The organism is Virgibacillus proomii, assembly GCF_900162615.1.
Lineage (GTDB): Bacteria > Bacillota > Bacilli > Bacillales > Amphibacillaceae > Virgibacillus > Virgibacillus proomii.
This window is the reverse complement of record NZ_FUFN01000009.1, coordinates 179,511-192,565: the sequence shown is the minus strand read 5'-3', so window position 1 is coordinate 192,565 and position 13,055 is coordinate 179,511. Positions and strand designations below refer to the sequence as shown.

The 13,055-nt window shown below is 34.3% G+C and carries 15 protein-coding genes; 12 read left to right on the top strand and 3 right to left on the bottom strand.

Features of this window, described 5'->3' with window-relative positions:
- Positions 1–169 precede the first annotated feature (169 nt).
- From BN1066_RS03625 to BN1066_RS03605, 5 genes are all read left to right on the top strand, one after another.
- The gene (locus BN1066_RS03625) at positions 170–1,072 is read left to right on the top strand and encodes a Vgb family protein (protein WP_077318895.1); all 903 of its coding nucleotides are present in this window, start codon (positions 170–172) and stop codon (positions 1,070–1,072) included.
- Positions 1,073–1,076: 4 nt separating this feature from the next.
- Complete coding sequence (locus BN1066_RS03620; protein ID WP_077318145.1) at positions 1,077–1,724, top strand: Vat family streptogramin A O-acetyltransferase; 648 nt, start codon at positions 1,077–1,079, stop codon at positions 1,722–1,724.
- Between the two features lie 229 nt (positions 1,725–1,953).
- Positions 1,954–2,190: an AbrB/MazE/SpoVT family DNA-binding domain-containing protein gene (locus BN1066_RS03615; RefSeq protein ID WP_077318144.1), complete on the top strand. Its 237-nt coding sequence runs from the start codon at positions 1,954–1,956 to the stop codon at positions 2,188–2,190.
- On the top strand, positions 2,187–3,230 hold the full coding sequence (locus BN1066_RS03610; RefSeq protein ID WP_077318143.1) for an alpha/beta fold hydrolase: 1,044 nt from the start codon (positions 2,187–2,189) through the stop codon (positions 3,228–3,230). The genes BN1066_RS03615 and BN1066_RS03610 overlap by 4 nt, the downstream gene beginning before the upstream one ends.
- A gap of 427 nt (positions 3,231–3,657) precedes the next feature.
- Positions 3,658–4,467 (top strand): DUF2238 domain-containing protein, encoded by an 810-nt coding sequence (locus tag BN1066_RS03605; RefSeq protein WP_077318142.1) that lies wholly within the window; start codon positions 3,658–3,660, stop codon positions 4,465–4,467.
- A 154-nt stretch (positions 4,468–4,621) separates the two neighbouring features.
- Here BN1066_RS03605 and BN1066_RS03600 read toward each other — a convergent pair whose 3' ends face one another.
- From BN1066_RS03600 to BN1066_RS03590, 3 genes are read right to left on the bottom strand one after another with little or no spacing between them, the layout of a single operon-like run.
- A complete protein-coding gene (locus tag BN1066_RS03600; protein ID WP_077318141.1) occupies positions 4,622–5,311 on the bottom strand; it encodes an MBL fold metallo-hydrolase in 690 nt (229 codons plus the stop codon).
- Positions 5,302–5,691, bottom strand: coding sequence for a cytidine deaminase family protein (locus BN1066_RS03595; protein WP_077318140.1), 390 nt, complete (start codon positions 5,689–5,691; stop codon positions 5,302–5,304). Before BN1066_RS03595 ends, BN1066_RS03600 begins: the two co-directional genes overlap by 10 nt.
- Before the next feature lie 15 nt (positions 5,692–5,706).
- Positions 5,707–6,309, bottom strand: a complete 603-nt coding sequence (locus tag BN1066_RS03590; protein WP_179104278.1) for a TetR/AcrR family transcriptional regulator — start codon at positions 6,307–6,309, stop codon at positions 5,707–5,709.
- 434 nt (positions 6,310–6,743) lie between these two features.
- Between BN1066_RS03590 and BN1066_RS03585 the strand changes: the two genes are divergently transcribed.
- From BN1066_RS03585 to BN1066_RS21155, 7 genes are all read left to right on the top strand, one after another.
- Positions 6,744–7,358: a GNAT family N-acetyltransferase gene (locus BN1066_RS03585; RefSeq protein ID WP_253288878.1), complete on the top strand. Its 615-nt coding sequence runs from the start codon at positions 6,744–6,746 to the stop codon at positions 7,356–7,358.
- Positions 7,359–7,405: 47 nt separating this feature from the next.
- A complete protein-coding gene (locus BN1066_RS03580) occupies positions 7,406–8,005 on the top strand; it encodes a TetR/AcrR family transcriptional regulator (protein WP_077318138.1) in 600 nt (199 codons plus the stop codon).
- 120 nt (positions 8,006–8,125) lie between these two features.
- Positions 8,126–8,662 carry a GNAT family N-acetyltransferase gene (locus BN1066_RS03575; RefSeq protein WP_077318137.1) on the top strand — a complete coding sequence of 179 codons (537 nt, stop codon included), beginning with the start codon at positions 8,126–8,128 and terminating at the stop codon, positions 8,660–8,662.
- Positions 8,663–8,716: 54 nt separating this feature from the next.
- Complete coding sequence (locus BN1066_RS03570; RefSeq protein WP_077318136.1) at positions 8,717–9,550, top strand: nucleotidyltransferase domain-containing protein; 834 nt, start codon at positions 8,717–8,719, stop codon at positions 9,548–9,550.
- Positions 9,551–10,074: 524 nt separating this feature from the next.
- The gene (locus BN1066_RS03565; RefSeq protein WP_077318135.1) at positions 10,075–11,268 is read left to right on the top strand and encodes an MFS transporter; all 1,194 of its coding nucleotides are present in this window, start codon (positions 10,075–10,077) and stop codon (positions 11,266–11,268) included.
- Between the two features lie 124 nt (positions 11,269–11,392).
- A complete protein-coding gene (locus BN1066_RS03560) occupies positions 11,393–12,844 on the top strand; it encodes an Msr family ABC-F type ribosomal protection protein (RefSeq protein ID WP_077318134.1) in 1,452 nt (483 codons plus the stop codon).
- Between the two features lie 113 nt (positions 12,845–12,957).
- Entirely contained in the window at positions 12,958–13,017 is a 60-nt protein-coding gene (locus BN1066_RS21155) for an erythromycin resistance leader peptide (RefSeq protein ID WP_143695751.1), read from the top strand.
- Positions 13,018–13,055: the final 38 nt, after the last annotated feature.

Here is a 13,055-nt window from a genome sequence, read left to right as displayed (position 1 = left end):
TGTTTTCTTATTGGTTACTTTTCTGAGATAGGATTAATGTAATGTGCATTTTTGACTTTGATAAATATTTTTTCTCATTGAACATGTTTATTTAAGTCTATATTTTTGTTTACATTACCTCCTGTCTCAGAATAAAGAGATTGGAGGTATTTCTATGTCAAATAATTTAATGGATTATTCATATCAAGAGTTAGAACTAAATTCTCGAAATACAGGTCCTTATGGAATAGCTGTTTCAAACAGTGGAGAGGTATGGTTTACACAACATAAAGCAAACACGATTGGTTGTATCCAGATGGATGGAAGTATCGTTGAATATTCAATACCGACTCCTAATGCAAAAGTGATGTGTTTAACAGTATCTTCAGACGGTGAAGTCTGGTTTACAGAGAATGGGGCAAATAAGATAGGTAGGCTCACTAAAAAAGGTAATATTATTGAATATGATTTACCGAATGAAAATTCAGGACCATATGGCATTACGGAGGGACCGAATAAAAAAATATGGTTTACAGAACTTAATGGAAATCGAATTGGACATATTTCGAGGGATGGTACCATTCGTGAGTATGACCTACCTAATCTGGGTTCTTATCCATCCTTTATCACTATGGGGCATGATAATGCTTTATGGTTTACAGAAAATCAATATAATGCAATTGGAAGAATTACAGAAGACGGGAAAATAACAGAGTTTAAAATCCCCACACCGGAATCAGGACCAGTTGGTATTACAAGAGGAAATGATGGTGCACTATGGTTTGTCGAGATTATTGGAAATAAAGTAGGTCGTATAACAACATCAGGGAGTATAACTGAATATGAAATACCAACGTTAAATTCCCGCCCACATGCAATTACAGCAGGAGTGGGAAATGAGTTATGGTTTACAGAGTGGGGAGCTAATAAAATTGGAAGAATACTGGATAATAAGATAATAGAAGAATATCCAATAAACACACCAAATGCAGAACCACACGGTATTTCGAGTTTTAAGGGTAAAATGATTTGGGTTGCGTTGGAATGCGATAAAATAGCTAAGTTAACTTTAAACGACGATATAAAGGAGTGATTCTATGACAGCTAAAAATTTCCTTGGACCAAATCCACAAACCCCATTTCCATTAGAAGGAAATAAAAGCGTTCAATTTATCAAGCCAACTATAGCTAGAAAAAACATTTCTGTTGGTGACTATTCTTACTACGATAGTAAACATGGAGAAGCATTTGAAGAACAAGTTTTATATCACTATGAAGTAATCGGTGATCGACTAATTATCGGGAAGTTTTGTTCGATAGGTCCAGGGGCAACCTTTATTATGAATGGAGCGAATCATCAGATGGATGGCTCAACCTATCCTTTTCATTTGTTTGGTAATGGGCGGGAAGTGCACGTACCTTCCTTAGACGACCTGCCGATAAAAGGAGATACTGAAGTCGGAAATGATGTATGGATAGGAAGAGATGTTACAATTATGCCTGGAGTCAAAATTGGGGATGGTGCAATTATTGCTGCACAATCTGTTGTTACGAAAAATGTAGCCCCTTATACAGTTGTTGGAGGAAATCCTGCTAAAATTATAAAAGAACGTTATTCAGATAAAGTAATTGAGGAATGGTTAAAAATAAAGTGGTGGGATTGGGATATGAAACGAATTAATAAACATCTACATTTCATAATAAAAGGGGATGTAGATAATTTAAAAATGGATATTACTATTTAATATCTATTCGGGCTGGATCTATTATAGGTTCAGTCTTTTTTATTTTTTTCATTAATCTATTAATCCCCTGTCTAATAAAGGTCTTAAGATCATTGGTTATTATCTGATATTCTCTGTTCCGATGTCGTTGTTCCTTGAACTATACCTAAGATAATTATATACTAGGTATGAAAGGTTATACTTGTAGGAAAATAAATACATTTGAATGTAAGAGAAAGGCGGAATTATAATGGCACATCCAGAGGGAAAACATATTTTTGGGACGGTGAAAGTCGGTACTAAAGGACAAATTGTCATTCCAAAAGAAGCAAGAGATATATTTAATATTAAACCAGGTGACTCTTTACTAATGCTAGGTGATGAGAAACAAGGTATAGCACTAGTTAAACAAGAAGCGTTCTTTGAATTAGCTGAAGCGATTTTAAATTCAAAACCTATAAAAGTATCGGATGAGGAATCGGAATGATATATGTTGTAGTAATAATACTGCTGCTAATAACATTAATTGGATCTTACTTTTACACGAATATGACATACATGAAGAAACCATTAACAAAAATGTACAATAAAGGATTTACTGAAAAGCAAATAAAATTAAAAGATGGTACTGTATTAAATTATGGTGAAGGACCAAGTAACGGAAAAACACCACTGCTATTAATTCACGGACAAGCTATGATGTGGGAAGATTATGCAAAAGTATTGCCTGAAATTTCAGAGCACTACCATGTTTATGCGGTTGATTGTCATGGTCATGGAGAATCCGATTGGAATCCTGAAAAATATTCAGCTAAGGCAATGGCCAAGGATTTTGCAGAATTTATCGAAGTAGAGATTTGTGATAAAGTAGTTTTATCAGGTCATTCGTCTGGTGGTATGATTGCAGCATGGTTGGCGGCCCATTACCCTGAATTAGTGCTAGGCACAGTGATTGAGGACTCACCTTTCTTCGCAACAGAACTAAATCGACGAGAAAACACCTATGTGTGGGTATATGGATTTCAAATGTATGAAGATTATAAGAATCAACATGGAGTGAAAGATTATTTTGCTTATTCTTTAGAGCATAGCTACTGGAAAAAGTTATTTGGAAATTTTCTTTGGAATAAATTTACGAAAGATGCTATAAGGTATCATGAAAAACACCCAAATGAGCCAGTCCATTTAGTGTATTTGCCTCCACAAATTAATCGAATGTTTGAATCAGAAACGTATCCATATGATCGTAAATTCGGAGAAACATTTTATGATCATTCATGGTTTGAAGATTATAATCAATCAGAAGTATTATCAAAAATCAAAAGTCCTACCGTATTCATAAAAGCTAAAACAACTTATGATGGAGACTTATTAGTAGCAGCCTTATCAGATGATGATGCTGACCGAGTTGTTGAATTATTGAATAATGGTAAAAGAGTTGATGTCGATACACCAGGACATGATATTCACTACGATAAGCCAAAAGAATTTACGGAAATTCTGGTTCGTTTTTTGAAAGATTTATAAAAGTTCAAAAGCAGATTACATCTAAACAATAAGATTTTAAAAAGAAGTTTGGTAAAGATTTATGAATGTTTAGTTCAGGAAGAATTGAAATAAAAATGAATAAAGGCTTAGTTGTTATTTTACAATTATCTTATCTCTTGAACTCTTTTTTCTTCTATGTAGATCACAAATAAACAATTGCTCGTCATAATAAACATTTGCCTTTCCAATACAAAATCCAATATTCTCTCGGGTTTTCCTCATCAGGAGCCCGAGTTTTTTCATTCCTTTTTCAATATATTTTCAATACTGTTATGTTCCTAAGCATATGATTTCTAAAAAATTTTTTTTAGTTGAGTGGGGGAATTGTAGAAACGGGAATACATGGGGTAACTAACGTTTATAATAACAAGAATTGAATATCCTAATTAATTGGAGGATGTTATTCATGAATATCATAAAAAGATTCTTTACTAGTAGCACGACAACAGCCAACAAGAAGATTGTTGTCGTGTATGTTATATTTCGTGTAATTGCTGTTTTTATGCTAATTAATCAGATTCCTATGCAAAGATGGGGGGATGCTCTTCTTCTTATTCTTACGCTCGTTTTATTTGCTATCCCGCAACTTGTGGAACGAGTGTTTAAAATTGAAATACCTAACTTATTGGAGCTAATTATAATAGTCTTTATTTTTAGTTCGACTATTCTGGGAGAACTGAGTGATTTTTACGGTTACTTTAAAATGTGGGATACGGCACTTCATACGCTAAATGGATTTCTAGCGGCAGGTATCGGTTTTTCCCTTGTCTATCTGTTAAATAGGAATGCAGAGGGGATGAATTTGAGCCCAATATTTCTAGCGATAGTAACCTTCTGTTTTTCTATGACTGTTGGCGTTATGTGGGAGTTTTTTGAATACGCCGCAGACCGATGGGGGAATCTCGATATGCAGAAAGACAGAATTGTTCAGGAAATTAACAGTGTAAGTATTGATGTAGAAAACAACGCCGTTTATCGGATTGAGGATATTCAACGTACAGTTATTGAAAGTAAGGACCCTTCAGGAGATATGATTGAGACCGTTATAGATCACGGATATCTTGATATTGGAATTATTGATACAATGAAGGACTTATTTGTCAACTTGATTGGTGCTATTGTCTTCAGTGTGCTTGGCTATCTATATGCTCGGCATGACCAAAAAAAGTATAGGTTTGTTCGGAATTTTATACCTAAAAAAGGGAAGACAGAGTGAAAAATATTTTCTGTTCAAAAGATGGAACTTCCTCTTCCACGAAGGGGTGCAATTAATGAAAAGGAAGGGGACATTCATATTAGTAATATAAAATATGGAATGTCCTATTATTTAATTTGAATGATTAAAGTTAGAGAAGGGTATTTCCCTATGTTTAATAAAGAGTATACAGATAATCCAATAGATCTTGTTTTTTAAGTGGTTCTGTGTGTCCTAAAATACAATATTCACAATCAATATTTTCTATATGATTAACCAATGTCTTCAATTTTTCTATATCCATATATCCATCATTGAAGAAATCCTCACTTGTCGCATCTCCTAAAAATAGTAATTTTTCCTCTGGTATGTAGATAACTACAGTATCTTCCGAGTGAGGTGACTCAGTATGAAAGATTTCTGCTGTTATTCCACCGAGATTCAAAACAATTTTATCCTTAAATTGAATATCTGATAAAACAACAACGATTTTTTGATTAGCAGAATACTCCCTAGTGATAAATTCATTTTCTTCTTTTAAATACTTTGTATATGAATTATCACGTAATCTTTCCCTTTCATTTTCTAACATCACATTCGTTTTACAATGTGCAATGGATAGACCATGAATATGGTGCATTCCGAATGTATGGTCCCAATGCCAATGAGTAATTACGGTAAAATCGGGTTTTTTTAGTCCCTTAGTTTCTAACGCTGTGTAAAATTCGTCAACATGGGCAGCCGAATTACCTGCATCTATAGCTAGTGCAATTTTTTCACCTTTCAAATAAGCTAACATAGGCCGATCTGTTTCAGGTTGATGTGGATAATAAAACATTCGATCATTTAATATTTTTAATTCCATTTGTAATCCCACCTATCTGGCAAAAGTTCACCTAATGTTCTAATCACATGATCTGGCAACAGAATTCCACAATTATCATTATCATCATTAATTTGACTTATAAATTCTCTACACCTGCCACAAGGTGGTAAAATACTTCCATCCTCGTATACAGCAACAATTTTAACGATTTTGCTTTCACCAGCCGTAACCATAGCCGCAATCGCTGAATGTTCAGCACAAAAACCTATCGAACATGGAACGGTAATAGCTACTCCGGTATATACATTACCAGATTCGGTTAATAAAGCTGAAGCAACATGACCGGCTTCACCATTTCTTGATATTTTCCTTGGATTCAAGGTTTCTTTGGCAATTTTATATAACTCTTGCATTTTCATAATCCTTTATCTCCTTTATTGGGATTGATTCTGAGCAATTCCAAATAAAAAGTTTCGAGTAGTATGGGTAATGAAGTCTTCGTGTGTCATTTTTTTGTTTTGAACGAGAAGGCTATAAATAAGCGGATCCGAAATAATTAATAATTGGTGTGCGGTGTATTCATTAGAGATTTCATCATGAAACACTTGCTCCCTTTTTCCTTGATCAATTACTTTTTTAAAGCATTTAATCATTTCATTTTGAACCTTTTCTAATTCAGAACTATTTTTTTCTTGGAATAAAGCTGCCATGTCAGGAAAGCTAAGTAATACAAATTGAAAGTATGAACTTTCTAAAGTTGCTCTAATTAGCTCTTTAATTTTTGTAATAGCATCAGTCTGTTTATTTGCAATTATTTTCAAAGTTGTTGTAGATTGTGACATCTTCGGATAAATAAGGTTAAAAACTAATTCTTCTTTTGATAGAAAATGATTATATAAAGTTCCTTTTGCGATATCTAGATAATCAGACACATCACTCATTTTAAAAGCATAATATCCTTTATCCTTAATAATCTGTTCTGCAGTATTCAATATCAGAGAATGTCTCTTTTGAAATTTTTCTTGTTTTTTACTCATTAAACCACCTCGAAATGACTTTAAAGTCAAAAATGACCCGTAAGTCATTTTATGATATTCTTGTGAATAAATCAATTACATATTGATGAATCTTGATAATTTGCAGGGGTAATATGGGGATACAAAGAGTAGGTATCATTCATTTACGAAGCAAAGAATCACGGTAATACATTAAAGGACAAGTCGTTGCAACACTCGCTCATCATTAGAACTTGACGGTTGTAATATTAGAGCCTTGGTTGGATGGATTTAATGAAAATTTGGAGGAATGCCAACGAACTCAATGTAGCGAATAGCGTTCTGCCTAAAATTGCAAAGTGAAATCTATGCTGAATGCTGATGCAACGTTTAATTCTGTAACTTTACAATATAGTATTCCGGTTTTATAATGAATAAATGTTCATTAATTAAAACTGATCAAAGGAGATTCATATATGAAGTCAGAGAATAAAATATTTACAATAGTCCAAGCGGATAAAACAGATTTAGACGTAAGGAAGCAGATGTCTGAGATTTTTGCGGAAGGTTTTACACAATGGCTAGGCTATTTTTCAAAAGATAAAAAGATTATCGCAAAGGCTTTTGCTCATATGTTTGTGTTAGATCAATTTTATGTGGCGATTGCAAATGGGGAAGTTGCTGGAGTTACAGCATGTACAGATGGAATAAAAAAATCGGTAAAATTAAATAAAAAGGAATTGAGAAAGCATTTAGGTTACTATAAAGGAAGCATTGCAGGGATCTTTTTGAAGAAAGAGTTTGAAGCTCCTTATGAAAATTTCCCTCCTAAGACTGGGTCGATTGAGTTTGTTGGAACGGCTCCTGAATTTAGAGGACAAGGTGTCGCAACACAGATTATCCAACATATCATTGAAAATACACCGTATGATGATTACGTCATTGAAGAGGTTGCAGATACGAATATGCCGGCAATGAATCTATATACAAAGTTAGGCTTTGAAGAATACAGAAAAAAGCCGATCCCAGAAAAGAGAGCCAAGAAGATTGGAATCAATAATTTTTTATCTTTGAAGTATGTAAAAAATTAAGGGCCATATTGATAGATTCAGGAAAAGGCGATAAGGAGAGAGAAAAATTGCCTAGAACAGAAGAACAATTTGAGGCGATGAGAATAGCGACAAGAGACAAAATCCATTCGTCTGCTATCAAGCTATTTGCAAAGAAGGGGTTTGCTGCTACAAGTGTGAAGGATATTGCGGAAGGTGCAGGGATCAGCATTGGACTAATGTATCGGCATTATAAAAAGAAAGAAGATTTATTTTATGAATTGGTTACTTATGCTACTAAAGGATTGGAGAGGCTAGTGGAAAGATTTCAAAGTGAGGAATCTCCAGTTGAGTTAATTCAACAGTTTACACTAGAAATATTAAATGATCTTGATAAAGATGATGAATATGCTCAGTTTCATATGCTGATGAACCAATCTTTGACAATGGAGAACCAATCACTACAATTACAAAACCTTAACAAGATAAGTGAAGAATTGATACAGCAAACGACTCGATTAATTGAAAAGGGTCAAAAATTAGGTCAATTTAGAGAAGGGAGTCCTTCAGAGTTGGCATTGTTCTATTTTGCCTCCATACAAGGAATGACAATGTTTAAACTATTGAAAAATGAGCAATTTGTTACTCCAAATATAAAAATAGTTACTGCCTTTTTAATGAAGGATTGAAACTAGATCTGGCCGAGAAGGTATGAAACTATCTCCATCTATAGTTGCCTAATACCTTTTAGTGTATTTTAGATTAATCTCGATACTATGACTTAAATTGAGAACAGGAGCTATGAAAAGATGAACATAAAAATTAAGCAAGAACAGGTCGAGGACTATAAAGTAACTGAAGAAGTGGTAAAGTGTACATTTGCTAATGCAGAACACAGTGATAGCAATGAACATAATTTGGTGTCTCGAATTAGGAACTCAAATGTATTTATTCCAGAATTATCTTTAGTGGCGATGGATAATGAGAATAATCGAGTAGTGGGACATATTCTTTTATCCAAGATAAAAATTAAGAATGACGATCAAGTTGTAGAGTCGCTCGCACTTGCACCTGTATCTGTCTTACCAAATTATCAAAATAAAGGTGTAGGGAAGTTTTTAATTAGTGAAGTATTAAAAAAAGCAAAAGAGCTTGAATATGATTCGGTTTTCGTCTTGGGGCATACAGAATATTATCCGAAGTTCGGGTTCAAAAAAGCATCTACTTGGGGGATAAAGGCACCTTTCGAAGTCCCAGATGAAGCATTCATGGCAATTGAATTACATGCAAATGTTCTTGATAAGGTTTCAGGAGTTGTAGAATATCCTAGCGTATTTTTTGAATGATTAGCCGAAAGTTGCAAATGAGAAATTTGACAATATTTAAGGAGCTGAAAGTTTATGATCGTGCAAAACATTATGAATGAAATAAGTAAAGAGTTAAAAGATGTGGCTGGCATTGTTGGTGTAGTCTTAGGAGGTTCAAGAGCAAGGGGTACAAATCACGCAACTTCAGATATTGACATTGGAATCTATTATGATGAGTCAGCAGGATTTGATGTTGAAGATGTTGGTAAAATAGCAACAAAATTGGATGATGACCACAGAGAAAACTTAGTTACCTCTTTGGGTGAATGGGGTGCTTGGATAAATGGTGGTGGGTGGATTGTCGTTCAAGGGTACCATGTAGATTTGATTTTTCGGGATGTAAAAAGGGTATCTCAAGTAATTGATGATTGTTTAGAGGGCAAGGTTTCTACTCATTATCATACGGGACACCCACATGCCTATCTAAATGTTATGTATATGGGGGAAATCTCCATTAGCAAAATATTGTTTGAGCGTACCAATCAAATTTCAGATTTAAAAGCAAAGACAAAGCCTTATCCGAAAGCCTTAAAGGATGCCATAATCGGCTATTTCATGTTTGAAGCATCTTTTTCTTTAATGTTTGCGAAGGATACCGTGGATAGGGATGATATTTCGTATGTTATGGGACACAGCTTCCGAACTATTTCATGTTTAAATCAAGTATTATTTGCTTTAAATGAAGAATACTGTATCAATGAGAAGAAAGCAGTCCGGATGATTGATAACTTCAGTATAAAACCGAAAAGTTACAAACATAGCATCGATCAGATCGTTACATTGATTTCTTCCGATCCTGACAGGACAAGAGAAGGAATAGAAATGTTACAGCAACTTATTTCAGAAACAGAAAAGTTATTAAGTTAAGGCTAAATAACTTTCTCAGATTGTATAGGCATTATTTTCCTTTGACTTTTGACAAAAGATTATCTATACTAATTACTGTATTTATAAACGGTAAGGAGGATTATTAAAAAATGACACATTCGATGAGACTACGTTTCTTAGGCTTTGAACCAGTAATTGAATACGTTCAAAGGCTCTGTTTTGTGTTTGCAGAGTAATGGGATTAGTCTGTCCTTTTTTAATAATCTTTCATTTCATATTTGAAAAGATATCTATTATCCCGTTATGGGGGTGTTTTTAACCTATTTAACGATAGGTACTAACAACAATCTCTATTCAGGATAATGATATGGAATGTTTAGAAAGGCGGATGGTTCTGCCTTTCTTTATTTTTTGTACAAATTTTCTTTACCTTTGTTATACTAAAGGTAGGTTTATTTGTGGACGGCTATTCATGGCTTCCTTATAAAATATGGATAGGGCTTTTTCCCTTTACTTCAATCACAGGCAGATGCTTGTGATTTTTTTATTTTGGAGGGAACATTATGGAAAATAAAAATTGGAAAAGAAAATTTATTGCGATTTTTACTGGGCAGTTCTTTTCGTTACTGAGTAGTGCTGCTGTTCAATTTAGTATTATTTGGTGGTTAACGGATACAACGGATGGTTCGCCGCTCGTATTGACACTAGCAGGTCTTGCTGGGTTTTTACCACAAGCATTAGTTGGTCCGTTTGCAGGAACGATTACGGATCGCTACTCACGTAAATTGATGATGATTATAGCAGACATGACTGTTGCACTTGGGAGTTTAACCTTATTTATTACGATGTACTTTTATGAACCAAGTATTTTGTTGGTGTTATTTGTTTTAGTTATTCGTTCCCTTGCAACCGCATTTCATATGCCGGCAATGCAAGCGTCGATACCTTTACTTGCACCTGAAGAGCATCTTACAAAGGTAGCTGGTTGGGGACAGACGATAAGTTCTATTTCAAATATTGCAGGACCAGCAGTGGGAATGTCTTTGCTTGCAGTTAGCTCTCTCGAATGGGTATTAATGTTAGATGTCTATAGTGCTGTGATTGCAAGTAGTATTTTATTGTTTATTCACATTCCGAGGGTGACAAGAACAGAAGACGGGGGATTTGGTAGCTTTATTAATGAAATGAAAGAAGGCTATCATGCGATAGTGAAGCATCCTGTTGTTTTGAAGCTAACTATTACAATGACCATCGTCGCTATGCTTTATATTCCGCTTGGTACTTACTTTCCACTTATGACACGAAATCATTTCGAAAGAGGTGTTGTAGAAGCTGGTATAGTGGAGGTTACTTTTGCTATTGGATTAATTGTTGGGGGATCACTATTAGGTGTACTAGGTGATCGTTTCGATAAAATACAAACAATGGCTACAGGAATGCTGTTGATGGGGGTTGCATTAATCATATCTGGTATAGTACCGCCGTCATTCTTCATTGCATTTATTGTGATGGCTGGTTTGGTTGGTTTATCTGGACCATTGTTTTCAGCACCATTCTATGCCTTTATTCAAACAGAGATACAACCTCATCTCTTGGGAAGAGTTTTTAGCTTTGTAACTAGTCTTTCGTTATTGGTGACACCAATCGGTTATGCGATGGCTGGAGTTTTGATTGAACTAACAAATGTTGCCTCATTATTTTCTATAATAGGTATTTTGATTGTCATAAATGCAGTTATAACAAGGAAAGCAAAATAGGAGGAGATATTCATGCAGTTTTTATTATTTTTTTGATACGAGCTTGAACTTGAAATAAAAGCAAAAAGCTCGTATCGATCCTAGCTATCGGTACGAAATTATTAATTTTCGGGAGGTAGCAAACATGGAAAAAGTATGCTTTGAACTAGAAAATATAGAATTGAATTATTTAGATAAAACAGTATTAGAAATAGAACGACTAGCGATACATCAGTTTGATCGTATCGGAATTGTTGGGAAAAATGGTGCTGGAAAGAGCACATTGTTAAAGTTGCTCGCAGGAATCATTCATCCGTCAAGTGGACTAGTCAAACGTCACGTAGATTTTGCTTATTTTGACCAATTAACAACGCCTAATGAATCAGAGATTGATTACGATTTAAAGGGGAAACTGGCGATTCCAGAAACTGAAATTAGTAACTTTAGCGGTGGGGAACAAACGAGACTCAAACTTGCACAAATCTTCTCTAGCTATTATGAAGCTCGATTAATTGACGAGCCAACTACTCATCTTGATTCAGATGGTACGCAGTTTTTTATAGAAGAATTGATGTACTATTATGGTGCACTCGTACTTGTAAGTCATGATCGATATGTGTTAGATCAACTAGTGACAAAAATTTGGGAAGTAGAAGAAGGAACTGTAACAGAATATACAGGGAATTACACTGAATATGTCCGTCAAAAAGAGCTTGAGAAGAAACAACTACTAGAACAGCATGAAAAATATGTTAAAGAAAAAACACGTCTCATGAAAGCTGCTGAGGAAAAAATGCAAAAGGCGGAAAAAGTAACACAAGGAGATAAAAAAGTAACAAAAGTTAAAGGAAATCGAATGTTTGAAACGAAATCAAAAGGTACGAGTCAAAAATCCATACAACGTGCAGCAAAAGCGATCGAACAGAGAGTGGAACAACTTGAAGCTGTAGAAGCTCCTAAAGAGGAGCAAATCATTCGTTTTCATCAGTCAAATGCTCTTCAATTACACAATAAGTTCCCGATAATGGGGGAGAATGTAACACTGAAAGCTGGGGATAAAACACTTCTCAGAGAGGTGAACTTTCAATTTCCTTTAGGAAAGACGATTGCTATAACAGGAAAAAATGGATCAGGAAAAACAACGTTGCTTCATCATATATTAAAACATGGTGAAGGGTTAACGATTTCGCCAAAAGCTGTCATAGGAACGTATCAGCAAATGGACTACCGATTTTCAAAAGGAGAAACGGTATTGGAATTTATTAAAAATCGAAGTGATTACAATGAAAGCAAAATCCGATCTGTACTTCATGCCATGAATTTTGCTGGTAATGATATAAAAAAGAATGTCCAGGATCTAAGTGGTGGAGAGGCAACTCGTTTAGTATTGTGTCAGTTATTTCTTGGAAGGTATAATGTATTGGTTTTAGATGAACCAACAAACTTTTTGGATGTTTTTTGTATTGAGGCATTGGAAAGATTTTTGAATGGATATGAAGGTACAGTTCTTCTCGTATCACATGATCGGACCTTTGTTAAGTCAGTGGCTGATTCTGTATATGTTATCGAAGAGCAAAAATTAATATTGAAAAGCTAATATAAATGTAGAGAAAGTATAAAAAGAGTTGGTGAACAAGAAAGATAATAACAATAATATAGATTAGATACTAAAAGTTGTTATTTGTATAAATAATGAAAGGGAAATAAATTATGCTTATTTTTAGTGTTTTTGTAATAGATACAGTTCATTATCAACCAAACGAAAAATAAATGGTTATAATGAATTGTTAAAATGGAATTCATTATAA

Bases quoted from the DNA above. Each gene is read 5' to 3' on its own strand.
- BN1066_RS03625 (WP_077318895.1), top strand. From the start codon at position 170: ATGGATTATTCATATCAAGAGTTAGAACTAAATTCTCGAAATACAGGT.
- BN1066_RS03620 (WP_077318145.1), top strand. From the start codon at position 1,077: ATGACAGCTAAAAATTTCCTTGGACCAAATCCACAAACCCCATTTCCA.
- BN1066_RS03615 (WP_077318144.1), top strand. From the start codon at position 1,954: ATGGCACATCCAGAGGGAAAACATATTTTTGGGACGGTGAAAGTCGGT.
- BN1066_RS03610 (WP_077318143.1), top strand. From the start codon at position 2,187: ATGATATATGTTGTAGTAATAATACTGCTGCTAATAACATTAATTGGA.
- BN1066_RS03605 (WP_077318142.1), top strand. From the start codon at position 3,658: ATGAATATCATAAAAAGATTCTTTACTAGTAGCACGACAACAGCCAAC.
- BN1066_RS03600 (WP_077318141.1), bottom strand. From the start codon at position 5,311: ATGGAATTAAAAATATTAAATGATCGAATGTTTTATTATCCACATCAA.
- BN1066_RS03595 (WP_077318140.1), bottom strand. From the start codon at position 5,691: ATGAAAATGCAAGAGTTATATAAAATTGCCAAAGAAACCTTGAATCCA.
- BN1066_RS03590 (WP_179104278.1), bottom strand. From the start codon at position 6,309: ATGAGTAAAAAACAAGAAAAATTTCAAAAGAGACATTCTCTGATATTG.
- BN1066_RS03585 (WP_253288878.1), top strand. From the start codon at position 6,744: ATGAAGTCAGAGAATAAAATATTTACAATAGTCCAAGCGGATAAAACA.
- BN1066_RS03575 (WP_077318137.1), top strand. From the start codon at position 8,126: ATGAACATAAAAATTAAGCAAGAACAGGTCGAGGACTATAAAGTAACT.
- BN1066_RS03570 (WP_077318136.1), top strand. From the start codon at position 8,717: ATGATCGTGCAAAACATTATGAATGAAATAAGTAAAGAGTTAAAAGAT.
- BN1066_RS03565 (WP_077318135.1), top strand. From the start codon at position 10,075: ATGGAAAATAAAAATTGGAAAAGAAAATTTATTGCGATTTTTACTGGG.
- BN1066_RS03560 (WP_077318134.1), top strand. From the start codon at position 11,393: ATGGAAAAAGTATGCTTTGAACTAGAAAATATAGAATTGAATTATTTA.